At 41.5% G+C, this 26,331-nt stretch carries 24 protein-coding genes; all 24 read right to left on the bottom strand.

Annotated features, from left to right (window positions below):
• Positions 1–53: 53 nt before the first annotated feature.
• Positions 54–1,631 (bottom strand): ribonuclease Y, encoded by a 1,578-nt coding sequence (gene rny / locus ACE1TH_RS04700; protein ID WP_255223335.1) that lies wholly within the window; start codon positions 1,629–1,631, stop codon positions 54–56.
• 134 nt (positions 1,632–1,765) lie between these two features.
• Complete coding sequence (locus ACE1TH_RS04695) at positions 1,766–2,428, bottom strand: OLD family protein (protein WP_099300998.1); 663 nt, start codon at positions 2,426–2,428, stop codon at positions 1,766–1,768.
• Complete coding sequence (locus ACE1TH_RS04690) at positions 2,421–2,672, bottom strand: hypothetical protein (RefSeq protein WP_099300999.1); 252 nt, start codon at positions 2,670–2,672, stop codon at positions 2,421–2,423. The genes ACE1TH_RS04695 and ACE1TH_RS04690 overlap by 8 nt, the downstream gene beginning before the upstream one ends.
• The gene (locus ACE1TH_RS04685; RefSeq protein WP_375078793.1) at positions 2,669–4,102 is read right to left on the bottom strand and encodes an AAA family ATPase; all 1,434 of its coding nucleotides are present in this window, start codon (positions 4,100–4,102) and stop codon (positions 2,669–2,671) included. The genes ACE1TH_RS04690 and ACE1TH_RS04685 overlap by 4 nt, the downstream gene beginning before the upstream one ends.
• Positions 4,089–5,078: a metallophosphoesterase family protein gene (locus ACE1TH_RS04680; protein ID WP_099301001.1), complete on the bottom strand. Its 990-nt coding sequence runs from the start codon at positions 5,076–5,078 to the stop codon at positions 4,089–4,091. The genes ACE1TH_RS04685 and ACE1TH_RS04680 overlap by 14 nt, the downstream gene beginning before the upstream one ends.
• Before the next feature lie 109 nt (positions 5,079–5,187).
• Complete coding sequence (gene recA, locus ACE1TH_RS04675; RefSeq protein WP_375078429.1) at positions 5,188–6,237, bottom strand: recombinase RecA; 1,050 nt, start codon at positions 6,235–6,237, stop codon at positions 5,188–5,190.
• A 197-nt stretch (positions 6,238–6,434) separates the two neighbouring features.
• Complete coding sequence (locus ACE1TH_RS04670) at positions 6,435–8,051, bottom strand: DEAD/DEAH box helicase (protein WP_099301003.1); 1,617 nt, start codon at positions 8,049–8,051, stop codon at positions 6,435–6,437.
• Positions 8,048–9,301: a competence/damage-inducible protein A gene (locus tag ACE1TH_RS04665; RefSeq protein ID WP_099301004.1), complete on the bottom strand. Its 1,254-nt coding sequence runs from the start codon at positions 9,299–9,301 to the stop codon at positions 8,048–8,050. Before ACE1TH_RS04665 ends, ACE1TH_RS04670 begins: the two co-directional genes overlap by 4 nt.
• Positions 9,302–9,312: 11 nt before the next feature.
• Complete coding sequence (gene pgsA / locus ACE1TH_RS04660; RefSeq protein ID WP_099301005.1) at positions 9,313–9,891, bottom strand: CDP-diacylglycerol--glycerol-3-phosphate 3-phosphatidyltransferase; 579 nt, start codon at positions 9,889–9,891, stop codon at positions 9,313–9,315.
• A gap of 304 nt (positions 9,892–10,195) precedes the next feature.
• Positions 10,196–11,101 carry a helix-turn-helix domain-containing protein gene (locus ACE1TH_RS04655; RefSeq protein WP_099301006.1) on the bottom strand — a complete coding sequence of 302 codons (906 nt, stop codon included), beginning with the start codon at positions 11,099–11,101 and terminating at the stop codon, positions 10,196–10,198.
• A 21-nt stretch (positions 11,102–11,122) separates the two neighbouring features.
• Entirely contained in the window at positions 11,123–11,890 is a 768-nt protein-coding gene (locus tag ACE1TH_RS04650) for a DUF3388 domain-containing protein (protein ID WP_099302118.1), read from the bottom strand.
• A 159-nt stretch (positions 11,891–12,049) separates the two neighbouring features.
• Positions 12,050–12,298 carry a DUF3243 domain-containing protein gene (locus ACE1TH_RS04645; RefSeq protein ID WP_099301007.1) on the bottom strand — a complete coding sequence of 83 codons (249 nt, stop codon included), beginning with the start codon at positions 12,296–12,298 and terminating at the stop codon, positions 12,050–12,052.
• 69 nt (positions 12,299–12,367) lie between these two features.
• Positions 12,368–13,081, bottom strand: a complete 714-nt coding sequence (gene ymfI, locus ACE1TH_RS04640; RefSeq protein WP_375078428.1) for an elongation factor P 5-aminopentanone reductase — start codon at positions 13,079–13,081, stop codon at positions 12,368–12,370.
• A complete protein-coding gene (gene yfmH / locus ACE1TH_RS04635; protein WP_099301009.1) occupies positions 13,078–14,370 on the bottom strand; it encodes an EF-P 5-aminopentanol modification-associated protein YfmH in 1,293 nt (430 codons plus the stop codon). Before yfmH ends, ymfI begins: the two co-directional genes overlap by 4 nt.
• Positions 14,367–15,653: an EF-P 5-aminopentanol modification-associated protein YfmF gene (yfmF, locus tag ACE1TH_RS04630; protein WP_375078427.1), complete on the bottom strand. Its 1,287-nt coding sequence runs from the start codon at positions 15,651–15,653 to the stop codon at positions 14,367–14,369. The genes yfmH and yfmF overlap by 4 nt, the downstream gene beginning before the upstream one ends.
• A 43-nt stretch (positions 15,654–15,696) precedes the next feature.
• Positions 15,697–18,051, bottom strand: coding sequence for a DNA translocase FtsK (locus ACE1TH_RS04625; protein WP_099301010.1), 2,355 nt, complete (start codon positions 18,049–18,051; stop codon positions 15,697–15,699).
• 85 nt (positions 18,052–18,136) lie between these two features.
• The gene (locus ACE1TH_RS04620; RefSeq protein WP_099301011.1) at positions 18,137–18,358 is read right to left on the bottom strand and encodes a YlzJ-like family protein; all 222 of its coding nucleotides are present in this window, start codon (positions 18,356–18,358) and stop codon (positions 18,137–18,139) included.
• Entirely contained in the window at positions 18,355–19,080 is a 726-nt protein-coding gene (locus tag ACE1TH_RS04615) for a ClpP family protease (protein ID WP_375078426.1), read from the bottom strand. Before ACE1TH_RS04615 ends, ACE1TH_RS04620 begins: the two co-directional genes overlap by 4 nt.
• A gap of 178 nt (positions 19,081–19,258) precedes the next feature.
• Positions 19,259–20,932 carry a ribonuclease J gene (locus tag ACE1TH_RS04610; RefSeq protein WP_099301013.1) on the bottom strand — a complete coding sequence of 558 codons (1,674 nt, stop codon included), beginning with the start codon at positions 20,930–20,932 and terminating at the stop codon, positions 19,259–19,261.
• Between the two features lie 489 nt (positions 20,933–21,421).
• Positions 21,422–22,279, bottom strand: coding sequence for a 4-hydroxy-tetrahydrodipicolinate synthase (dapA, locus tag ACE1TH_RS04605; protein ID WP_375078792.1), 858 nt, complete (start codon positions 22,277–22,279; stop codon positions 21,422–21,424).
• 70 nt (positions 22,280–22,349) lie between these two features.
• The gene (gene dapG / locus ACE1TH_RS04600; protein WP_099301015.1) at positions 22,350–23,564 is read right to left on the bottom strand and encodes an aspartate kinase; all 1,215 of its coding nucleotides are present in this window, start codon (positions 23,562–23,564) and stop codon (positions 22,350–22,352) included.
• 3 nt (positions 23,565–23,567) lie between these two features.
• Positions 23,568–24,623 carry an aspartate-semialdehyde dehydrogenase gene (gene asd, locus ACE1TH_RS04595; RefSeq protein ID WP_375078425.1) on the bottom strand — a complete coding sequence of 352 codons (1,056 nt, stop codon included), beginning with the start codon at positions 24,621–24,623 and terminating at the stop codon, positions 23,568–23,570.
• A gap of 98 nt (positions 24,624–24,721) precedes the next feature.
• Positions 24,722–25,306, bottom strand: a complete 585-nt coding sequence (gene dpaB, locus ACE1TH_RS04590; protein ID WP_099301017.1) for a dipicolinate synthase subunit B — start codon at positions 25,304–25,306, stop codon at positions 24,722–24,724.
• A 22-nt stretch (positions 25,307–25,328) separates the two neighbouring features.
• A complete protein-coding gene (gene dpaA, locus ACE1TH_RS04585) occupies positions 25,329–26,216 on the bottom strand; it encodes a dipicolinic acid synthetase subunit A (protein WP_255223339.1) in 888 nt (295 codons plus the stop codon).
• Positions 26,217–26,331: the final 115 nt, after the last annotated feature.

Below are 26,331 nucleotides of genomic sequence, written 5' to 3'. Positions count from 1 at the left end.
CTTTCGTTTATGATCAAATGAAACCTCAAAAAAATAAAGTGGCTTTCGCCACTTTATTTTGCATATTCGACTGCACGAGTTTCGCGAATAACCGTAACGCGTATATGACCTGGATAATCTAGTTCTTGCTCAATTTTTTTCGTAATATCTCTTGCCAGACTATGAGCAAGCGTATCATCCACTACGTCAGGCCTTACCATAATGCGAACTTCTCGACCAGCTTGAATCGCAAACGTCTTTTCAACACCATCAAATGACTCAGAAATTTCTTCAAGCTTCTCAAGTCTACGAATGTATGTTTCAAGGGTTTCACGTCTCGCACCAGGTCGTGCAGCGGATAATGCATCTGCTGCTGCAACAAGCGTCGAGATAATAGACGTTGCTTCTACATCACCATGGTGGGAAGCAATCGCGTTCACGACAACTGGGTGCTCTTTGTACTTCGTTCCTAGTTCAACGCCAATTTCAACGTGACTTCCTTCTACTTCATGATCAATGGCTTTCCCAATATCATGTAGTAAGCCAGCACGTTTTGCTAGTTTAACATCTTCACCAAGTTCCGCAGCCATTAACCCCGTTAAATGCGCCACTTCAATGGAATGTTTTAAAACATTTTGACCGTAACTTGTACGGAAACGAAGACGACCTAAAATTTTAATTAAATCAGGGTGGAGTCCGTGAACGCCAACCTCAAACGTTGTTTGTTCGCCGTACTCACGAATCGTCTCATCTACTTCTCTTCTTGATTTATCAACCATTTCTTCAATTCGAGCCGGGTGGATACGACCATCCTGCACGAGCTTCTCTAAAGCCGAACGTGCAATTTCTCGACGAATTGGATCAAATCCAGAGAGAATGACTGCTTCCGGTGTGTCATCAATGATTAAATCAATTCCTGTTAGTGTTTCTAACGCACGAATGTTTCGGCCTTCACGTCCAATAATTCGTCCCTTCATTTCGTCATTCGGTAAATTTACGACAGAAACCGTAGTCTCTGCAACATGATCTGCTGAACAACGTTGAATGGCGAGGGAAAGAATTTCTCTGGAGCGCTTGTCCGCCGTTTCTTTCGCTTCAGCTAACTTTTCTTTTACTAAAAGTGCTGATTCTTGGGCAACTTCCTGCTCTACTTCTTGGCGAATGATCATGCGTGCTTCTTCACGACTTAAACCAGATACTCGCTCTAATTCTTGTTTTTGGTCCAGCAGCAGCTGGCTCATTTTACTTTCCATCTCTTCAACTTGTCGTTGTTTTTTGGCGAGAGATTCTTCTCGTTTCTCTAATGATTCTTCTTTCTTATCGAGAGTTTCACTTTTACGATCCAGAATCTCTTCTTTTTGAACCAAACGATGCTCTTGTTTCTGAATCTCATTTCTTCGCTCACGTACGTCGCGCTCTGCATCACTTCTTAGCTTGTGCACCTCGTCTTTTACTTCGAGTATCGCTTCTTTTTTGTTCGTTTCTGCTTCACGCGTCGCATCATCAATGATTTGCTTCGCTGCTTGCTCCGCACTTGAAATTTTTCGTTCAGCGATTGATTTTCGAACAAGATATCCAACAACTGCAAAAACTACAGAGACAGCAAGTACAATGAGGCTCAGAACCAAGAGATTTAATTCTATGCTTGGCATCGTTACACCTCCCTTGCTATCCAATTGTTGGTTTAAATGTTTCACATTTGTTAATCAATAATGAATATATACATAAAAATACAACAGTGATACATTGGTATCATCCATTATTTTACGCTTCACACCTTTTAATGTCAAGGGCTCGTCGCTTCCTCAACGTGACTGATTCCGTCTCGAATTGTTACCATTAACGCTCGATCACTTGATTCTGTTAAGTGATGATTATGAGTGATCATAATGATCTGTCGTCCAAACATCGTCGATAGTGACTTAAGAAATTCATAGAGGTAGTGTGTATACTCACCGGACACATGTTTTCCAGGTTCATCAAGTAACAGCGGACCAGCTTGCTTTGGCTGGGTGGTTTCCATTAACGCAACTCGTAATGCAAGCGTAACAATGTCTACTACTCCACCTCCACGGGCATCTTGTGGTTTTGTTTTCACTTTCATACCATCATAATCAGATACGACATACATCTCAGCAACAGCTCGATTCCCGTGCTCTTCTAATTCAATTTCAAACGAGATCATTGGTCCAAATACATATTGTAGTGCATTTGTAACGAGCGTTTCCATTTGTTGTTTTGCTTGTTTTCTTGCATATTCAGCGGATTGCTGCAGCAAGATCCGCGCTTTTTCATACGTATCAAGAGTCTCTGCATATTCTTCCAAAGCGACTTTGGCGTCATTTACTCGCTCTTGAATGACATTTCGTTTCTCATCTAAACGGGTCCACTGCTCTTCTTTCTCTCTTAACGCGCGCTCAAGCGCTTCCACTGTATCCGGATTAGTCACGGGCAATCAGTTCTTTTGGAATGAGCGACCATGCTCTCTCCATTGTTTGTTCAATTTCAGTTTCTAGTTTCACAATCTCTTCATCTAGCTGTTCCGGCTTGACACCAAGTTCATCTAATTCTTCAAGTAAGCGTTTTTTTTGATTCTCTAGCTCTTCTAGTTTTGCTTCCGCTCGATAGCGAAGATCCTTTGCTTTATCTATCGCTTGCTTCATCTTGTCTAAATCTTGCTCTACTGGTTTCAATGCGATTCCTCCTCTGTATGTAGCGGTTGTCCACAAGTCGGACAAATTGGCAGTGCAGTTAACGCTTCATTATAGCGCTTCAACTGTTCTTCTTCCTGCTGCTTTGAGTGCTTGACAAACGCCGTTCCTTCTTCTAAACGTTTTGTGAGCGCTTGTACTTTCTCTTTAAACGCTATAAGTGTCTCGTGACGTTTTGATGTTTGCGCAACCGTTTCTGTTACTTGTTGTGCATCCAACACCCCGTCTACATCGTTTTTTTGCTTTAAATACCGCTGCTCCTCGTCTTCCATTTGCTTTAAACGTTTAGCATGAGTAATTAGTTGTCTCCAGACAGAAGCTTGCTCGCTGATGTGCTGCAGCTGGGTCCCATTAAACGTTTGTAAAAACTGTGTTTTTTCTAAACGAGTGGATGCGTCAGCCATGTTGGCAGAAAGCTGCTTGTATTGTTTTTGCAAGCGATCAAGTTTAACCCACGCCGTTAAACGATCTTGAACAGAGCGTGACTGTTGCTCTATTTCCGCTAGGTCTTTTGTTTTATCAAGCCATAATTGACAGGTCTGTAAATCTTTTATGACGCGTTGCCACTGGGTCTGGACTGAACGTAACTGCTGTCGTTTTAAAACAAGCTGCTGCAAGGTTTGATAAAGAAGTTCCCATGTGTCAAGCGCTTTGACCGTTTCTAATGACTGCTTAAGCCGCTGTTCTTGCGCATTTAGCTGACTGACTTGTTCCTTTCGTTGCTTAAGGGCTTGAACGCGCTGTTGCTGCTTTTTCACGTCTGCTAATAAAGAAAATCCTTGATCCAGCGCTTTTTTTGCATCATTTAACGGTTTATAAGGCTCTAGCGCTTTCGTGGCTTCATCTAATTCATTTTCTTTCCATTTTACTCTTTGCGAAAGCTGCGATACATCCTTTGACGTGTCGCGAATGGCCATATCTAAATAATGGGCACCGCTCATTCTTCCAATTGTTTTTGCCCGAATAGAGCCTGTTTGCTCAAGTAAAAACGGTCCTTCTAATTGCTGCGACACTTGTAGCTGCCATTCATGATCCGCATCAATTCGAAATGGCCGCATTTGATGGGCATTCATCACTTCTTCAGGAACGATCGAACCAAATCCTTCTAACACAAGATCTTCTTCCTCTTCCTTTTTAATGATGTACCGATTTTTAGATGATGTCCGCTCCCGAACGATTGTTGCTCCATTAGCTAGAACAAGCGTGACGCGCACAAAATCTGCGCCTACTTTTAAAAAATCTGTTCCTCTTGGCTGATTAAATAACGCCCAGCGAACACCTCTTAACACAGCCGTTTTTCCGCTATCAGACTGACCCACAACAACATTTAACCCATTAGAAAACTCAATTTTTGTGTCTAAATGGGACTGAAAATTTTCCAGTCTGACGGATACAATATTATTCAGAATCATCACGCTCCCAACGCTCTTCAATGACTGTCATCCGTCTTAATGCTTCTTCTCTTACTTTTTCCTCAACGTTTGACATTGCGGCGATTTCTTTAATAATATCTCCCATTTGCAACGTTTCAAAATTTGCTTTTTCTTTTACTTGTTGCACAAAGGCATGAAGCTTTTCTTCTTGATGACTTGCTTTTTCCACATAAGAACGATCCAGGACGTGCTCACCTTTTTCAGCCTGAAGTCGATGCTCAGTCAATTGAATGCCCGACTCTCGCACTTCACCAATCACAACTGTCGGCATTCGTTCCATTTCAGTCCAATGGTTGTTAATACGCGCAATGGCACCTGGATTGCAAATATATTTTCCATCTCGCTCTTTAATGCCAAACCCACTATGAAAATGACCTGTAAACAACACATCCGCAGTTGTCCCCCAAATATGATCGATCAACGTATGCGGAATTCCTTCTGGTAACGCTTTTTCAACAAGCATGCTGTGGGCAACATGAATAAGGAACGTTGCGTCTGTTTGATTAACCGGATAGTAGTCGAGCTTTGGATCACGCTGGTCAAGGTCATAGTGATATGGTTGACCAGATAACTGCACCCGTACACCATCTTTCTCAACGACTCGCGGTTGGTCTGGATGAATAAGCGTCATGATGCCAAACGCATCTAACAGCCCTAACATGGTGCGCGTAACCGTCGCAGGGTTATGTCCAAACGTATCGTGGTTACCGGAAATGGCATAGATCGGGGCGTGCGCTTGCCGGAAAACTTGCGCAAACTGCCCTACTGTGCTCGGAGATAGATCAGGGCGATCAAACACATCACCTCCGTGAAGCAAAAAATCAACCTCGTGTTCATTGGCCAAAGTAATAATCTGTTCGATTTTCCCTTTTATCGTATCCGGAAATTGATCCAACCGATTTTTAGGCGTGGTTCCACGTATATGTGTATCTGTAAAATATAGAAATTTAATCATTTCTATGCTCCGTCCCTTTCATCGCTTCATTCTCTTTTAGTGTAAAGGATAAACACCCCTTTTTAAAAGAAAAGACTTTCCTTGGAAGAGGAAAGTCTTTGTCAGCTTCTTATTTTAAATCTAGTGGAACATCCTCAAATGATTCCTTGTCTTCTTCTTCCACTTTCACATCGCCATCAAGACCGTGGCTGTCGCGGATTTTCCGTTCAATTTCTAATGTGATTTCACTGTTTTCTTTTAAGAATTGCTTCGAGTTTTCACGACCTTGGCCTAAACGATCTCCGTTATAGGAATACCATGCACCGCTCTTATCAACAATTTCCAGATCAGTCCCAATATCAAGGATTGAGCCTTCTCGAGAAATCCCTTCCCCGTACATAATATCCACTTCTGCTAAACGGAACGGTGGCGCAACTTTGTTTTTAACAACTTTAATCTTCGTACGGTTTCCGACAATGTCGTTCCCTTGCTTCAACGCTTCCGCACGACGAACTTCTAAACGAACAGATGAATAGAATTTAAGCGCTCGTCCACCTGGTGTTGTTTCTGGGTTCCCAAACATGACGCCGACTTTCTCACGGATTTGGTTGATGAAGACTGCCACAGTTTTTGATTTATTAATCGCACCAGATAGTTTTCTTAACGCTTGCGACATAAGACGGGCTTGAAGACCGACGTGCGAATCGCCCATTTCCCCTTCAATTTCTGCTTTTGGAACAAGAGCAGCGACACTATCGATTACAATCATATCAAGAGCTCCACTTCGTACAAGCGCTTCTGCAATCTCTAATGCTTGTTCGCCTGTGTCTGGTTGAGACAGTAACAATTCATCAATATTTACGCCAAGTTTTCCAGCATAGACCGGGTCCAATGCATGCTCAGCATCAATAAAGGCAGCTTGACCACCTTGACGCTGAACTTCTGCAATTGCATGAAGGGCAACAGTTGTTTTACCAGAAGATTCCGGACCGTAAACTTCAATAACTCTCCCTTTCGGGTAGCCGCCTACACCTAATGCAATATCTAGTGCGAGTGCACCACTGGAAACGGTTGAAACTCGCTGTTCTGCTTGCTCACCTAACTTCATTACCGAGCCTTTTCCAAATTGTTTCTCAATCTGGCGTAATGCCATATCTAGCGCTTGTTTACGATCACTCATTCTTCCATCTCCTTCATGTTCATCTTCATGTATTTGTTCAGACATACGACGTTCATGTCATGTTGATCTACTCGTTAACTTTCTTGTTCTATCATACCTCTTTTTTAGCCGTTTGCCAATAGGTTTTACGAACATTTATTCGGTATTTTTTTAATAGAAAAAGATCGGGAACGAAACCCGATCTTTTTGCCATATTTTTATGAACGACGAGTAGCAGTTTGTGGGCGACGCTCTCGTTTTGGTCGTGGTTTCGCTGGCTCTAGATTCACTCTTGCACCATTAATTCTTGAATAACGTAGTCCTTCGTAAGCAAAAGGTGCACTCTCTTCTGGTACGTCCACAAAAGAAAAATTATCAAAAATATCAATCCGACCGATTGTTTTTACAGGAATACCAATTAATCGGCTAATTTCTTCCCCTAAAATCTTCGGTGTTAAATTCACATTTCGACCAACATTAATAAAGAATCGAACCATGCCTTTTGCTCCACCGGTTTCTCCAAAGCTGTACCCAGCGTCTTCCGTTGCTGTTTCAGTAGAGAATTTTAATTTAAGTAAAGCAGAGATAATTTCCTTTGGATCTTCTTCATCCGCTAACATTTGATCTGCAAGAGGGCGGAATAACTCCATTTCTTTTCCACCAGTCTCAATCGTTTCTTTAATCAAGTTCTTCCAAGAGTTTTGTTGTTTTTCAACGACATCTTCAATCGTTGGCACTTCTTGAGAAGGAACGTGCATTTTTATTTCTTTTTCAATAGAACGTAAGTGCTTCATCTCCCGCGGCGTAACAAGCGTAATCGCAACACCAGTACGTCCTGCACGACCTGTACGGCCTATACGGTGCACATAACTCTCTGGATCTTGCGGAATATCAAAGTTAATCACGTGACTAACATTTTCCACGTCAATCCCTCTAGCTGCTACATCTGTTGCAATTAAAAATTCAATTGAAGCATCACGGAATTTTTTCATGACCACATCACGCTGTGACTGGGTTAAATCCCCGTGTAATCCATCCGCCAAATAGCCTCTCGCTTGTAATGCTTCCGTTAACTCAGCCACACCTTTTTTTGTTCGGCAAAATAAGATGCCAAGCTCCACATCGTCGCTATCAATAATGCGACAAAGAGAATCGACTTTATTTCGCTCTAACACTTTGTAATAAACCTGGTCAATGGAAGGTGCCGTCACTTCTCCTTTGTTGATTGTCACCGTGGCAGGATTGTTCATATATTTACGTGAAAGTTTACGAATTGCAGGTGGCATTGTAGCCGAGAATAAAAGCGTTTGTCTAACGTCATTCACTTCTTTTAAAATTGATTCAATATCCTCAACAAAGCCCATATCGAGCATTTCATCTGCTTCATCAAGCACGACCGTGTGTACAGACTGTAGCTTTAAGGTTCCGCGACGAAGGTGATCAAGCATTCTTCCTGGTGTACCGATAACAACTTGCACGCCTTGCTTTAAGGCTTTAATTTGATGACCAATCGATTGACCACCGTAAATTGGTAACGTCCGAATATTCTTATGAGTTGATAGTTTTTGTAACTCACCAGAAACTTGAATCGCAAGCTCTCTAGTCGGCGTTAAAATAAGCGCTTGAATGGCACGATCAGTAGTCACTTTATCAACAACTGGAATACCAAAAGCTGCTGTTTTTCCTGTTCCTGTTTGCGCTTGGCCAATGACGTCTCCACCAGTCAAAATCGCCGGAATGGCTTTTTCCTGAATCGGAGATGGTTCCTCAAAGCCCATATCCTGAATTGCTTTTTTTACTTGATCTGAGATCTCGAAGTCTGAAAAAAATGTCATTTACTACCATTTCTCCTTTTTAATTCATCCAACAAATAGAAAAATCCGTATTTCACTGCTCGGGTACGAACAGCGTTTCTGCCACCAGATAATGAAAGCTTAATTGCCCGTATCTCTTGTCCTGGCATAGCTAATCCAAGTATAACGGTCCCTGGCTCCAAATCCTCTTGTGTGTCTGGACCAGCTACTCCTGTAAACGAAATGGCAACGTCTGACTGCAAATGCTTTTGTATGCCAGCTGCCATTTCAATCGCGCAAGCTTCACTGACTGCGCCTTTTTCATTTAATGTTTGCGGTGAAACAGAAAGCAGTGCCTGTTTTGCATCATTAGTATATGCCGTAATACTTCCTTTAAAAATTGCGGAAGCACTAGGTAATGCAATCAACTCACTTGAAAATAACCCGCCTGTTAAGCTTTCTGCACTTGCCAATGTAAGCTGTTGCTCATGTAAATACCGAGATACTTCTTTTACAAGGGTCGTCTCATCATAGCCATATAAATACGTTCCTACCCGTGCCATGATAAGGGATTCTGTTTCATCAAGCAAACGCTTGATTTCATCCTGATTATCGTGCTTAACCGTAAGACGTAATTTCACTTCTCCATCACTTGCCAACGGTGCAATGGTTGGGTTCACTTGGTTTTCGATTAAGTCTTCTAAATCCGTTTCGAGCTGTGATTCTCCGATACCAAAAAAGTGAAGGACTCTGGAGGTAATCGATGTTTTTTCATCTGTACCTAATAAGAGAGGCAAGAGTTCATTTTCAAACATCGGTTTCATCTCACTTGGTGGCCCAGGTAAGAGAACGATTCGTTTATTGTTCATTAGTTGGACGACCATGCCCGGTGCCATTCCATAACGATTTGCGAGTACATGTGAGCCTTCAATGACATACGCTTGCTTTTTATTATTCGGCGTCATCGTTCGATTGTGTCGTTTGAAATACGCTTCAATATGGGCTAACGCTTCCTCATCGTACACAAGTTGTCGCTCACAAAACTTTGCGACCGTATCTTTAGTTAAATCGTCCTTTGTAGGCCCTAACCCACCAGTAAGAATGATTAGATCGGCACGATGAAAACCATCGCTAATGGTTTTATACAGCCGATCTGCATTGTCCCCAACTACGGAATGAGCGTAAACATCAACACCTACACTTGCTAACTGTTTCGAAATATACTGCCCGTTTGTATTCGCAATTTGCCCAAGCAATAATTCTGAACCAACAGCAATAATTTCTGCATTCATAGGATCAACCCCTATACTGACTTTAAAAGAATATGTTTGTTTTTCATAAAGTAATCAACACCAGACCAAATCGTAAGAATAGCAGCGACATACAACATCAAATCAGCGAAAGGAAATGATAACGCTGAAAAAGGAATATTATGTAGTAACGTAGCAATGATCGCAATCATTTGTGTCAGTGTTTTCCATTTCCCTAAATTACTTGCCGCGATCACATCTCCTTCAGCTGCTGCTACTAAACGTATTCCCGTTACGATAAATTCACGGCTAATAATCACAATAGCAATCCACGCTGGAATGAATTGAACTTCTACAAGACCAATTAATGCAGCCGTGACAAGCAATTTGTCAGCTAGAGGATCAATAAATTTACCGAAGCTTGTTATAAGATTTAATTTACGAGCGTAATAGCCATCTAGCCAGTCTGTGCCAGCCGCAATGATAAAAATAAATGCCGCAATTAAAACAGACACAGAAATCGTTTCATTTAATAGCTCTACCTCTCCTAAAGGTAAATCGACGAGCAAAAACAGCATAAAAATAGGAATTAAACAAATGCGCGCGATTGTAATCTTGTTAGGTAAATTCAATTTCTTCCCTTCTTTCCAACGACGATAAGCGAATCCTTATATATTGTAACACAGTCGTAGCCTTACTGAAAAAATCGAGCTCAAAAAAGACGTGGCGATCGTTTTTTTCACAGAAACACGCTCGACATTGTAACGGTGCTGGCGAAGACTTAAGCGCGCTTAACGTAGAACCATTTGCTTTAGTGTTCGTTTTTTAAGCAAAAAAACCCTCCTACGTTTTCACTTTTTTCGTGTCCACGTGGGAGGGGGCATCATCAATATCGTTTATAAAAAAGGGGTCAACCTACAATAGAACCTTTACGTCTTACTCACTTTCGTCATCAAGTAAAACTTCAATGACTTGAACACTCGATGTATCTAAAAGCTCAATTTCAAGATCATTGACAAGAAATGTATCTACTTCCGCTCCAAAACCAATTCGAACATAAAGCGAGTCTAATTCCGACACATCCGGATTAAAGGTTTCCCCAAAAGGTGGATAGTTCTGTTCAACAGTTCCTGTATCTTCGCTTTCACGCACTTCAACATAGGTGCCCTCATCATTCATTTCAATGACAAGTGATTCAAACGCATCCGCATTTGTTAGCGTAAATGTCTGAGCTGTTGCACGCTCATCTTCTAATACGAGTTCAGAATCAGTCGCCTCTTCTTCGGCTGCATCATTGTTTTCATCTTCTTCATTACCTTCTGCATCATCTTCTTCATTGCTTGCCTCATCATCATTGGCCTCTTCTTCATCCGGAGAAGGACCATCATACGTAGACCCTTCTTGCGCCTCTTCGTTTGGCTCATTATTATTCGTTCCAAAATCGAGATTCCAAACGAAGTAAACAATCGCTCCAATGACAAGTAAGATTAAGATCGGGACAAGAATCGCACTTAAAGGGCGACCCCCATTTTTTGATGGACTGTTGCTTGACTTAACTGGTTTCGTACGCTCTGCACGTGAAGGCAAATCAACCGTCTCACTTTGAGTATTTGGTAATTCGTTTCTATACGTGTGAAGGACTTCTTCTGCATTTAAACCGATCGCTTCAGCGTACGTTTTCACGAAAGCGCGAGCATAAAAAATTCCTGGGAGAGTATCGAAATTCCCTTCTTCAATTGCCACTAAATAACGCTTTTGAATTTTTGTTGTTCGCTGCAAATCATCAAGCGACATTTCTTTTTCTTCACGTTTCTCTTTTAAATAATTACCTAGTTCTGACATCTTTACACCTACCTAAAAACGTTAACTAATATCAAATGAAGAAAAACCTGGTTCAACGACATCATACGTGATTTCTTCATTATCATCGTTACGTAACTCAATGATACAGTCAAAGTCTTCAAGTTCATACTCTGTCTCGCGAATAAAAATATCCGGATGCTCTACCACTTTTACAGCCGGTAAGCGCATAATATCATCAACGAGTAAACGATGTTTTTCCGTTGCCCGCATGGTTGAGACAATTCCATCAATAATGAAAATATTGTCTCCATCCATTTCATCTTCAGCTAGCTGGCTTCGCACGGTTTGTCTAAGCAACGTCGAGGAAATAAAGGACCATCGCTTATTCGCACATACGCTTGCTGCTACAACTGATTCTGTCTTACCTACCCTTGGCATTCCGCGAATTCCAATCAAGTAGTGCTCGTCTCGTTTCATCATCTCGGCCATAAAATCAACAAGAAGACCTAATTCCCGCCGAATAAAGCGAAACGTTTTCTTTTCCGTTACATTCCGTTCAATATAGCGTCCGTGTCGAATCGCTAATCGATCTCGCACGCGCGGCTCGCGAAACTTTGTTACTGTTACGCTGCCAATCGTATGTAAGATTGCTTTAAATCGTTTTACATTGTCATCATCAGAACTTCGAAGTAACATGCCTCTTCGTGTATCATCAATGCCGTTAATCGTTACAATGTTGATTGAAAGCATACCAAGAAGAGAAGAAATATCTCCAAGAATTCCTGGCCGGTTTTCATGTAGTTGGTACTCAAAATACCATTCTTTCACCGTGCCACTCCCTTTCTCTAAAAAATTGACAAATAAAGCTAATCTTCTTGGCTTTAATGATATAGGATTCACTTTTAAAAGAAAAGCTTTTTCCATTAGAAAACATAAAACTACAAAAAGAAAAACCGCCTGTTCGTGTTTACGAACAAGCAGTTCCACTTATTTATGACCGACTAGTTTCACCATCATGTTTGCAATGGCGTGTTGCTCTTTCTCATCAGCCACTTTCCAAAGTTCAGCAAGTACACGCTCTTGCTCATTTTTAGGCTCAACTTGCTCCGCTAGATACTCACCGACTTGGTAAGCAACATCGCTCACAATATTCTCGTTCATCCCTTCGTGTGAAGCTTGATCAAGACGTTCTCCTAAAAATTCTTTCCAATGATCCCAGTTATCTAATACAGACATGTGAATCCCTCCTCTAAGTTTTAAAAAAGATTCACACCTAGTATGCCTTGCTTAAAATGAATTATACATTTAACAATGCCACGCGCCATTAACAGATAAAATCTGTCCATTTATGTAAGAAGCTCGCGCTTGACTTAAAAATGAAACAGCGTCTGCAACTTCCTCCGCTTTGCCTAGTCGTCCAGCAGGAATGTCTTCGGCTAGTTCAACCAGCTCTTCTTTTGAATAAATGGAGAGCATGTCTGTTTGAATGGCGCCAGGGGCTACACCGTTAATGCGCACATTACTACGACCTGCTTCTTTCGCTACACTTTTTATTAACCCATGCACGCCACTTTTTGCAGCGGCATACACACTTTCCATGCTCGCACCTTCAAGTCCCCATATGGAGGTAACAAGGGTAATGACGCCGGCTTGGTTTCGGATCATTTGCGGGAGAACAGTACGTGTGAGCTTGATTACATTCGTTAAATGAAGACATAGCGTTTTATCGATTTCCTCGTCGGTTACATCTTGAAGAAGCTGGGGCGATGATTGACCTGCACAATAAACTACAGTATCTGGAGCGTGGAAGAGTTGTTTCATCAGAGTACCTACACCACTTGCTTGACTTAAATCTGCCTGAACAGGATAGGCGTCACCAGTTAGCGATTGACAAATAGCTTGTGCTTTTGTTCGATTGCGAAAATAATGTACGTACAAACAAGTTGACGGTGATTGTAAAGAGCGACAGATGGCTTCACCAATTGCCCCTGTCGCTCCAACTACGAGAATACGTTTCATTTTTGTTGATCATCTTTCACAATCAATGTTGTTTTTGTTTCATCACGAAAATGGGCGTGTAAAACCTCTTCAAGATCTTTTGCTGTCAGACGTTCTAAAGTTGGTAGAACTTCGAACAAATCCATGTCGTTAAAACGGTAGCGTGTAAATTCATTTGCAATGAATTCAGGAGAATTTAATGCTTTTAGAAACCCGCCAATTTTTTTCTTCAATGCGCGCCCAGTATCATCCTCATTTAAAGACCCATTTTTAAAAGATGCAATCGTCTCTTCGACAAGAGCAATCAACTCCTCAGGCTGTTGACTTTCTCCACCAATAATGGAGAATCCAAACCCTTTTTCAGAAGTATGGTCAAATGAAAACGAATCATCTGCTATACCTTGTTCATAGAGGCGCTCGTAAGCTTCTGAGCTCGGCCCAAACATAAGATCCAATAGTACATTTAAAGACAGCTCATATTGAAGCAATTCTTGCCCTTGACGATCAGGTTTTGTTTCTTTAAAGCCGATAAATACCTTTGGTGTTTGAACAGGCATATGCAAAACATTCGTCCCTTGATCAACTTCTGTAGGCTCATCTGGAAAGGCACGATCAATAGACTCTGGTTCTGGAAACGACTTGCTGCTTTGATTGTCGCGCACAAGTTTCATCACTTCTTCAGGCTCAACCGAACCAACGATAAAAAGAAGCATATTATTTGGGTGGTAAAACGTATGGTAGCATGTGTACAAATCTTCTTTTGTAATGTCGTTAATAGAAGGCACCGTTCCTGCTATATCAATTTTTACAGGGTGGGCTTTGTACATATTTTCAATGGTACCGAAATACGCACGCCAATCAGGGTTATCGTCATACATCGTAATTTCCTGTTCGATAATTCCTTTTTCTTTTTCTACCGATTCATCAGTAAAGTAAGGGTGCTGAACGAAATCTAATAGCGTCGTTAAATTTTCATTGACATTTGTCGTACTTGAAAACAAATAAGCTGTTCGGGTAAAACTCGTGAACGCATTCGCCGATGCCCCTTGTTTGCCAAATGTATGGAAGACATCGCCTTCTTCGCTTTCAAACATTTTATGTTCTAGAAAATGGGCAATCCCATCTGGTACACGAACGCGCTCTTTTTCACCAAGCGGTGTAAAGTGGTTATCAATTGAGCCATATTTCGTTGTGAATGTAGCAAACGTTTTATGGAAACCCTTTTTCGGCAATATATACACATCTAACCCGTTATCTAATTGCTCATGGTAAAGCGTCTCTTCTAACTGTTTATATTCAATTGGTTTCATGCTTCATCCCCCTGTCCTTTTAAAAAGTAAATGGTGTCAAGTTCCCACTTATTCACTGCGCGGACAACATCTTCTTTCGTCACTTTTTTTATGTTCTCAATTCGCTCTTGAATCGACCTTTTATGGTTTGCAATAATTTCATGATACGAGAGTTCAACAATTCCTCTAGGGGCATCCATCGCTTCAAAAGCTTGATTCAGCAACATCCCTTTTGCTTGTTCGACTTCCTCATCGGTGAAATCTCCATTTTTCATCGCTTGCTCTTGTTCTTGAATAATTTCTACCGCGCGCTCATATTTATCAAATTCAATGCCTGAAAGCACCATTAACACGCCTTTGTGGCTTTCAATTTGTGAGGCAGCATAGTAAGCAAGACTTTCTTTTTCCCGTACATTCATAAATAATTTCGAAGACGGAAAGCCTCCAAATAGTGCATTTCCTACCCGAGCTGCTTCATAATCGTCATCACGGAACGTGGAATGAGTACGATACCCAAGATGTAGTTTTCCTTGCTTCACTTTTTGAGCATCGTGCACAACATTAACATCTTTCACATGTTCACTTGCTGTTGTCGGAATCATTTCCCCGCTCAGTTGGCGTGACGCTATAAATACTTCACGTACCTTTTCTTTAATGTCATCTTCCGCAAACGAGCCAATAATATACAAATCAAAACGATCTCGTTCCATCATTGTTTCATACGCTTCATAAAGCGACTGTGGTGTTAATGACGCTAGATCTTTTTCTCTCCCGTATGGAGCTAAGCGGTAAGACTCATGTTTAAACATCTCTTCTGTTATTCGTACATTCGCATAACGCATTTTGTCATCATAAATTGATGCGATTCGTTGTTTTAACGCTCGTTTTTCCTGATCTACGATTTGAGAAAGAAATGCACCTTTTTCAAGCACAGGCTGATACAATAACTCGTGCAATAGGCTTAGCGCTTCTTCAAACAATGAAGTAGAATTATCGCTTAAAAATTGTTCGGCAGCTACATCAAGTCGAAACGTAATGACTTGATTCTCCCCTTTTTTCTGAACATCAGACGTTAGAGTCGCTCCATACATGTCTTCAAGCTTTTGCTTTAATTTTTTTCGATTTGGATAATGTTTCGTGCCACCTTGAAGAATATGCGGAATTAACGCCCGTGCTGTAACGGTTTCTTCCTCCAGAGGTGCATGAATCATAAGCATCATACTGATGGTTTTAAATTTATCTGTTGCACCTAAATGAAGGTGCAGACCATTTTGTTCCATTGATTTTACTTGTATATCCGTCAATTGTCATCTTCCTTCCGTATCCTTCTCGTGCTACCATTTTTACTTAGGATGTCGCCTCTTCATCAGATCTATTCTGAATCAGTACTTCTCTAGGTTTACTGCCTTCATACGGACCAACAACGCCTCGCGCTTCCATTTCATCGACAATTCGAGCTGCTCGTGTATACCCGATCCGAAACCGTCGTTGTAGCATCGAAACGGATGCAGTCCCAATTTCAATAACGAGATCAACTGCGTCGTTATAAAGAGCGTCCTCTGGAGCACTTGCTTGAGTTTCAACCGCTGTAGGCTCCATTTCCTCTACATATTGGGCTTTTTGTTGCGAGACGACATAAGACACGACCTTCTCGACTTCATCATCTGATAAAAAGGCCCCTTGTATCCGTGTTGGTTTTGTAGCGCCCATTGGTAAATAAAGCATGTCACCACGACCAAGCAGTTTTTCAGCCCCGCCTGAATCTAAAATTGTTCGTGAATCTGTTTGAGAAGACACACCAAACGCAATTCTGGAAGGAATATTTGCTTTAATAACCCCTGTAATAACGTCGACTGAAGGGCGTTGGGTGGCGATGATCATGTGTATGCCTGCTGCCCGCGCCATTTGTGCAAGTCTTGCAATCGAATCTTCTACGTCTCCAGAGGCAACCATCATTAAATCAGCAAGTTCATCGACAATCACAACAATATAAGGCAACTCTGGTTGTTTCGCTTCATTTTGTTCGTTTTGCCGCTTAATGTACTCATTATAGCCTTCCAAATTTCGTGTTCCTGAATGAGAAAACAAATCATAGCGTCGTTCCATCTCAGCAACAACTTTTTTCAACGCCTGCGACGCTTTTTTCGGTTCTGTCACAACGGGTGTTAGTAAATGAGGAATACCGTTGTATACATTTAATTCAACCATTTTAGGGTCAATCATCATCAATTTGACTTCATGAGGTTTTGCTTTCATCAATATACTCGTAATAATCCCGTTAATGCATACACTTTTTCCACTTCCAGTTGCACCGGCAACGAGAAGATGGGGCATTTTGTTTAATGGTGCAAGTACTGGCTCGCCGGAAATATCTCTACCAAGTCCAACCGACAATACTTCGTGTTGACGTTCCATTGAACCACTTAACACTTCTTTTAACGACACAATGGCAACTTCTTGGTTCGGTACTTCAATCCCTACTGCGGACTTTCCTGGTATCGGCGCTTCAATTCGTATATCCTTTGCCGCTAATGCTAACGCTAGGTCATCTGCCAAGTTTACGATTTTACTTACTTTCACTCCAACATTTGGATTCACTTCATATTTCGTGACCGCTGGTCCTAAATGAACTTTCGTCACACGAACTTTTACTCCGAAACTTTCCAACGTTTTCTCTAACTTCCGAGCATTTGACGTTAATTGTTGTTTTTCCGAAAGCTGATCAGGCTTTACGGGCGTATGTAATAAGTCAAATTCCGGTAATGTATAGGCTTCGTTCGATAGCGCTTCGTTAACCAAATCAGTCGATAATAACGCCATTTCATTCGGTTCTTTTTCTTCACTACTCTGATCGCTAGAAACTGCTTGATTAGCCGCTTTTTCTTTTGCACCAGTGCTTGCTTGCTCAGGTACTTCGTCAGCTGGTTGTTCGCGCTGAGAAAAATCGACAATTTCCGGTTCTTGTTTACTGTCCCATCGATCAGGGTCTCTTGTTTCTTGTTCAGGCTCTTCATGCTTCTGTTTTGTCCGCGCTTGTTTATCTCGTCGCTCATCATCCATTTTTTCTTTCGCGTCTCTTCTCCATTGAATGAAGTCAGACCATGTTGATTTTATAAAATCAGTAATAAATAAATAACTCCGACGATAAACTTTGCCAATCATATCACTTAACGAACGACCAGATATTAAAATCGCTCCAACTATAACGAGCATTAAGCAAAGTAAGTATGTTCCAGCATTGTCAAATAGAAAATGGCTAACGGCATACCCTACTGCGCCAAGCATTCCTCCACCTAAGTCTTCGGTTTGACCGCTTGTAAGCTCTTGCCAAAATAACGCCCACGTACTTTGGATAACCGATCCACTTTCTAATGTACCCTCAACTGATAATTGTCTAAACAAGCTTACGTGCGCAATGATGACGAGGGCAAGCACAACGGTATACATCCCACTTAATTGTCGATTCCATACAGTCGGTTTTTTTCGTTTTATCATGATGTAAAGCGCCGTTATTAAAAATCCGAGAGCGAGTAAGATAAACCACTCTCCAAGGAATAGGCGAAATAAGCGAACAAAGGCTTCTCCGACACTTCCTAAACGAGCGAGTGTTACAAGAGAGATGACAAGGAGACCTAATCCAACCAACTCAAACGTTAATTGTGATTTCCATTGTGTTTTTTTTCGTTTCTTACGTTTTGCCATTTTGTCACCTTCTACGTCATACTCGAACAAGCAGTCTAAATGTAGACTGCTTGTTTCATCCCTATTAGTATAACATATCTGCTTTTTAATAGCGTAGGGTACTGGATAAAATTGTCCCTGGTTCATAGGCAGGATTTAAAAAAGCATTAGGGTCACTTGAAAGCAAGCGAATGATGCGATACTCACCATCTTCTTGTTGTTCAACCATTAATGATCCTGCTTCACAAGGTACCGTCATTTGCTTGTTATACGCTTCTTGGTCGGTTGCAAAAACTTGTTCTGGAGGCGTCATTGTATACAAAATCATTGCACGACCTCCGATGATTTTTGTTCATCAATTAATTGGTTTAGTTTTTTTATTGCTTGACCAATTCCGCCGACTTCATTAATTAAGCCATATTCGACCGCATCGGTTCCGATTACATTTGTGCCAATATCACGTGTTAAGTTCCCTTTTGAGAACATTAATTCCTTAAACTTATCTTCCGTGATCGAGGAATGATGAGTAACAAAGTTAATCACGCGGTCTTGCATTTTATCAAGGTATTCAAAAGTTTGCGGTACACCAATAACAAGTCCTGTTAATCGAACCGGATGAATCGTCATTGTTGCAGTTTGGGCAATGTATGAATAATTCGCTGCCGTTGCGATTGGCACACCGATAGAATGTCCTCCACCTAGCACCAAGGTAACGGTTGGTTTTGAAATAGATGCAATCATTTCTGAAAGAGCAAGCCCTGCTTCGACATCCCCACCGACTGTATTTAAAATAATCAATAATCCTTCAATTTTCGGGTTTTGTTCAACTGCAACAAGTTGCGGAATCATATGCTCATACTTTGTTGTTTTATTTTGCGGGGGCAGCTGCATATGCCCTTCAATTTGTCCAACCACTGTCATACAATGAATATTCGTTTGACCCATGTCTGGCACGCCGGTTTGACCTAATGCTTGAATTTTCTCCACCAAGGAACCTTTTTCTTCTTTTGATTTGGTTGGTTCTGCTGCTGGTTGTTGTTCATCTGCCATTACATCCACACTTCCTTTTCGTTATCATACGAGTAGTATGGACGGTCTCTACGTTATTATGTGCGCTGAATCAAACGCAAGCGACTCCTTAGTCAAAAAAACATAACGATGATTTTGTACGATTAAAGTGGCACAAAAAAAGATCCCTGTTTGACACAAGGACCTTTCAGTTAGCTTTTTACACTTCCATAATGATTGGCAAAATCATCGGACGACGTTTTGTTTTATCGAATAGGAATCGGCTTAATCCTTCACGAATGTTGCTCTTTAAGCTCGACCACTCACTCACATTTTCCGTCACACATTTTTGCAAAATGGATGAAACTAGTTCGTTCGATTGCTCTAACAAGGCCTCTGATTCTCTCACATAAACGAATCCACGTGAAATTATGTTCGGTCCTGATACAATCGTGCTTGTCTTTTTATTAAGCGTGACGACCACAACTAAAATACCATCTTTTGAAAGCAAACGACGATCTCTTAAAACAATGTTGCCAACATCGCCGACGCCTAAGCCATCAATTAATACATGACCAGAAGGGACCTTGCCTGCGCGACGTGCTTGCTTGTTCGAGAACTCAACAACTTCTCCTTTTTCCACGATATAAATGCGTTCAGGTTTTATTCCTACACCTACACCTAACTCTCGATGTGCGTGCTGCATACGAATTTCACCATGAATCGGTAAGAAAAATTTCGGACGCATCAAGTTAAGCATTAACTTCAGCTCTTCCTGAGAACCGTGACCTGAAGCATGCACCGCTTGCGAACCGTATACAACATCTGCACCAATTCGATGAAGTTGATCGATCACAGTTGAAACGCTTTTTTCATTCCCTGGAATCGCAGAAGCTGCGATAATGACAGTGTCATTGTCGGTAATCGTAATATGACGGTGTGCACCTCGTGCCATTCTTGTTAAAGCAGACATAGGTTCGCCTTGACTTCCCGTTGTTAAAATAACAACTTGTTCAGGCTTGTAGCGATTCACCTCGTCAATATCGATCACTAAATCCTTAGGCATTTTTAAATACCCTAACTTTGATGCAATCGTAATAACACGCACCATACTCTTTCCAACAATGGAGAGTTTACGATTAGCAGCCACCGTTGCTTGAATCACTTGCTGTAAGCGGTGCACATTCGAAGCAAATGAGGTGACGATTAACCGACCTGAAGTACGAGCAAATACATCTTTAATGCCTACACCTACTTCAGCTTCTGATTTTGTCGTACCAGGACGCTCCGCATTTGTTGAATCTGACAACAAGCAAAGCACACCTTTTTGGCCAATCGCAGCCATCTTTCCAATTTCAGCATGTTTTCCGTCTACAGGCGTTTGATCAAATTTAAAGTCTCCAGTGTGTACGACTGCACCTTGCGGGGTTTCTACACAAACACCTACACAATCCGGAATACTATGGCTTGTACGGAAAAATGTAACAGGCGTCTTCCCTAATTTCACTCTTGAATTAGAATCGATTAAACGAAGCGTTGTTTCTTTATGAATGCCTGCTTCTTTTAATTTTTCCTCCACAAGGCCTAATGTTAGTTTCGTGCCATAAACAGGTACATTAATTTTTTTAAGGACATAAGATAATCCTCCAATGTGATCCTCATGGCCGTGTGTTAAAATAATTCCTTTTACTCTTTCTTCATTTTCAACAAGATACGAAACATCTGGAATGACAATATCAACACCAAGCATGTCGTCATCTGGGAACATTAATCCAGCATCCACAACAACGATGTCTTCATCTACTTCAATTCCGTACATATTCTTTCCAATTTCTCCAACGCCACCTAGGGCGAATACCCGCACTTTTCCTTTATCTATTTCTTGCTTAGACAATGATTCATCCTCCTAAATATAAAATAAACATTCAGTCTAGTTGTATTTATTTTTAAAACGTAATCACGCGTATACTAGGTTCATTATTATGTTCATAGCATCAAACACCGTGGAAAGAGCAACGATACACAACTTAAGAAATCCTTATCAGCATTTGCCTGGAACGCCTGCACGAAAACGGCAATGTTCATGCTTGATAAGCTTCAAAAGAAAGTCACGCAGTCTTTCTTGAAGTTACAGCTAACTATGAGAAAAAGAATAAATGGTGATCTTTTTCACCTTACCCGAACGCATCACTTGAAAACTAGTATACCTTAATTTTCTAGTTAAAAACAAGAGTCTTTCGGTTATCGGCGTTTCTCCGACAAAAAATGAAACAAGCCGTGTAAATAGACGGTGATTCGACAAGACGCTCTTTGTGGTTCGTATCGGATCAGCAAAAAACAAAAAACGCTGGTCACTCGTTTTGCTGACCAACGTTTTTCTTTATTATTTTTTTATTGTCGACAAGGATCCTAGCACCATGTCAACTTGCTTTTTTTCTATATCATTTAAAGGAATGAGTGGTAGCTGTACCTCACCTACCGCTACCCCCATTTGATTTAATGCATATTTGACACATGAAGGGTTTGGTGCCAAAAACATCGTTTTCATGACTGGTAGCAATTGACGATGAGCGGTTGCTGCCTCTTCTTTTTGACCAGACAGAAAGGCTTCAACCATTTGCTTCATCTCATCACCAATTACGTGCGCGGCGACTGAAACGATTCCATCTCCACCAATAGCTAGGACTGGAAGTGTTAAGCCGTCATCTCCACTATAAACAGCAAATGAATCAGGCGTTCTCTCAATAATCGCTGCAATCTGTTCAAGATCCCCGCTCGCTTCTTTAATAGCTGCGATGTTTTCAATTTCGGCTAGACGTATAACGGTTTCCGCTTGTAAATGACAGCCTGTTCGACTAGGAACATTGTAAAGCATTACCGGAAGGGATGTTTTTGAGGCAACATGCTCAAAATGTGCATAAAGTCCGTCTTGTGATGGTTTATTGTAGTATGGTGTAACTAGCATGATCGCATCTACACCTGCAGCATCTGCCATTCGTGTGCGCTCAACAGTTGATTTTGTTGAATTTGTTCCTGTACCAGCGACAATAGGCACACGACCAGCAACATACTCCACACAAAAATGAAAAAGTTTTTGGCAATCGTCGGCGGTCAAATAAGGAGATTCTCCCGTTGTTCCGGCGACAACTAACACATCTGTTCCTGTTGCAATTAAATGATCAATCAACCGTTCACATGCTGAAAAATCGATTTCTCCTTTTTCATCAAACGGCGTGACCATGGCGGTCCATAGAGGTCCATACTTCCCTGTAGGTTTCACTTGCAATCCCTCCAATTGATGTGTAACGGAATTACGCGATGACTTCGTTTAGCTGAAACATCTTGTGTAGCGCATTTACTGCTTTACTCATATCTTGATTTTTCACAAGAACCCAAATCGTTGTATGTGAATCAGCGGACTGGAGAATTTGAATATTTTCTCCGCTTAACGCAGAAACAATACGAGCAGCTACGCCAGGCACTCCTGTCATACCAGCCCCTACTGCCGACACTTTTGCACAGCCTTTTTGTAGCTGCGGTTTGTATCCTAAATTCGTTAAAATCTCTAGTGCATCATCAGCCGCTTCGTCCATTACCGTGTACATGACACCGCTAGGACTTATATTAATAAAATCAACACTAATCCCAGCTTTCGCCATCGACTTAAACACATTTTCTTGTAAATCGAACTGCCCTTCTTTTGCAGAGACTTTAATTTGCGTAACATTGGCAACATGAGCAATTCCCGTAATCATTCGCTCATGGATATCCATTCCTTGGCTTAACATTCCTGAATTCACGAGCGTTCCTTCTGATTCAGAATAAGTCGAACGCACACGAATCGGAATTTTAGCTTGCATAGCAATTTCCACTGCACGCGGGTGTATCACTTTTGCCCCTTGATACGCCATATTACAAATCTCATTGTAAGACATTGTTTCAAGAGCACGGGCATCTTCAACAATTCGAGGGTCTGCGGTCATAACCCCTTCAACATCTGTGAAAATATCAACATATTCTGCTTGAATGGCTGCACCTAGCGCCGTGGCAGATGTATCGCTTCCACCTCGACCGAGGGTTGTTGTCTCACCGCTCTTCGACTGACCTTGAAAGCCGGTCACAACCACAACATCGCATGCTTCCAACGTCTTTAAAAGATGATCACATTTCATTTCTTTAATTTTTGCGTTTTGAAACTCTTCGTTCGTCACAAAACCTGCTTTTGCACCTGTCATGGCTTCAGCATGCACACCATGAGCATTTAATTGCTCTGAAAATACGACCGAAGAAATCGTCTCTCCACAAGAAACAAGTAAATCTTGTTCGCGCTTTGAGATGTGTGCTTTATGAACTAAAGAGAGCAATGTGTCGGTTGCATACGGATCGCCACTTCGTCCCATTGCCGATACAACCACAACCACTTTATAGCCTTCATTAACCGCTTTTTGTACGTGCTTGATCGCGTGATCTCTTGATTCTTTTGATTTTACGGATGTACCACCGAATTTTTGTACAATAATTTTCATCTTTTATGCCTGCTTTTCTAACAAGTTCAATTTAATTAGACTTTCTGCAATTTGAACAGAATTCCATGCTGCACCTTTTAATAGATTGTCAGAAACGACCCAAGCGTGAAAGCCGTTCGCTCGATCTAAATCTTGGCGTACGCGCCCAACAAATACATCTGGTTTGCCAACAGCTGTTGTCACCATCGGATATACTTGATTGGTCGGATCATCTTGAAGGGTTACGCCGGCCGCATCACTTAAACGTGCTTTCACGTCTGCTGCCGTCGCACCTGCTTGCTCCGTTTCAAAATAAATTGATTCAGAGTGGCCAGTCTCAATTGGCAAACGCACGCACGTAGCCGCTATTTCTAAGTTTGGTAAATGCATAATTTTCTTCGTTTCGTTGATCATTTTCATTTCTTCGTACGTAAACCCATTATCTTGGAAGACGTCAATTTGTGGAATGGCATTAAAAGCAATTTGATAATGCTTTTTATCGCCTGATACTGGTAGCACATTCGCTTCTGCCGTTTCCCCTGCTAGAATCGCTTTTGTTTGTTCTTCCATCTCTTCAACCGCATCAAGACCAGCTCCTGAAACAGCTTGATACGTAGAGACAACCACCTTGTTTAACCCATATGCTTGGCGAATTGGCTCAAGCGCTACGACCATTTGAATCGTTGAGCAGTTAGGATTGGCAATGACGCCTTTATGGTTTCGTAGATCGTTTTCATTCACTTCAGGCACTACGAGAGGAACGCCTTCATCCATGCGAAACGCACTCGTATTATCCACACACACGACGCCACGCTTAATCGCTTCTGGAATTAACGCTTTAGAAACTGAGCCACCTGCAGAAAATAATGCAATGTCTACGCCTTCGAATGACTCAGGTGTTGCTTCTTCCACTGTATACGTTTTCCCTTGAAAAGAAAGGGATTTCCCTGCAGAACGTTTTGACGACAAAAGCGTTAATGTCGAAATTGGGAATTGTCGCTCTTCTAGTGTTTTTAACATTTGTTGTCCAACAGCGCCTGTTGCGCCTACTACAGCTACTTGATAGTTTTGCTTTGTCATGATTTTTCTTCCTCCCTAAAGTTCAGCACTCTATCTCTTTATCCTCTACTAAACTTTACGGGATTTGCGCGCAAGACGCAACTGTCCTGCGCCTATTTTTATCCTTCTGTCGTAAGAACGGGCTGAAGTTGAGTGTATGTGAGTGCCGCTTCTGCCGCTGGAATCAGTTGATTCATATCTGCTACAAGGGAATTTGGTTTCTTTTTAAAATCATCTTGGCCATAAGGAATAAAAAAGATGTTTTTTGTCGCCATTAGTCTCATAATGTTGACACCATTCAAACCGAGTCCGTCATTAGTTGAAATTCCAAGTAAGACTGGCTTCCCGTTTCGTAACGTTGATTTCGCGCCCATCAATACAGGAGAATCGGTCATGGCATTGGCAAATTTCGAAATAGAATTGCCTGTGATTGGTGCGATAATCATTAAATCTAAAGGTGTTTTCGGTCCAAATGGTTCTGCTTTTACCATCGAGTTGACAAACGGTTCTGGCGTAATGCTGTGCAAGCGTGTCATCCAGTCGTCACTATCGCCAAACTTCGTATCAGTGTGTTCCACCGTATACGTTAAAAATGGTGAGACTTTTGCACCAAGCTGTACGAGCTTTTCAATTTGTGGATAGACGGCTTCATACGTACAATGAGAGCCTGTTAAACCAAAGCCGATATGTTTACCTTTTAACATGTGCGTAACTCCTTTTTCCGTCTTATTGGGTCCGTGTTTGTTCAAGCAGCAAATCACTTAACACATTTGCAAGTATTTTTCCTGCTGTTTTCGGAGCAACCATTCCGGGAAGCCCGGGAACAAGCATGGATTTTAAACCGCGTTTCTCAGCATAATCGTGGTCAATTCCACCTGGTTTTGAAGCTAAATCGAGTAAAAAGGCGTGTTGCTTCATTTCTGTTAACACACTTGACGTGACTACTTTTGCTGGAATCGTATTAATTACAACATCAGCCTGTTCTAACGCTTGCTTGGTTTCATCTAAATGAAACGGTTTTAAGCCAAGCTCAAACGCACGAGCTAAAGAAGCTGAATCTCGATCCCCGACCGATACATGTGCACCTAGCTCCTTAAAGGTTCGAGCGATTGTCATTCCAATTCTTCCGAGTCCAAGTACAGCAATATTGGCCTGATGGATCGTGGAGTCTGTATGTTGAATAACGAGCATAACTGCCCCTTCTGCGGTTGGAATGGAATTATAAATGGCCACATCGTTCCGATTCATTAACACAACGACTTGACACTTTGTTTGACTAGACATTTTATCTAAGCGACTTGATGTAATACCTGTATAGATCGTGCAGTTATCCGGTGTTTGTTTAAGATGTTTCGTTTCAAGTTTGATTTTTTCTGATGAAAACACACTGTTAATAAACCCATCGTTGCCAATTCCTCCAACCGGAAGCAAAATGGCTTCGACTGTTTTCCAATCAATATCTTCCATTTCTTGTTTGCTAACCCCGATAAATCCTACATCTATTTGTTCAAAACCAACGAGTGAAACCCTCGCATCTAGTGTTGATAACTTACGTACAATTTCAATCTGCCTTGCATCGCCACCAATCATCACAACATGAATCCCCGTTAGCATGCTTGATCCTCCTACTCTCTCAGTGCTCTGTAGCTTGATTTAGTTAAGAACGACATCCCTACTCGTGCTTCTTTACCATATGTCTAGAAAAACAATTCCGTGCAAAAGAAAAAGC

The organism is Shouchella sp. JSM 1781072, assembly GCF_041949915.1.
In the GTDB taxonomy this organism is placed as follows: domain Bacteria; phylum Bacillota; class Bacilli; order Bacillales; family Bacillaceae_D; genus Shouchella.
Note: the sequence above shows the minus strand (reverse complement) of the source record. Positions and strands in the feature narration are given on the sequence as shown.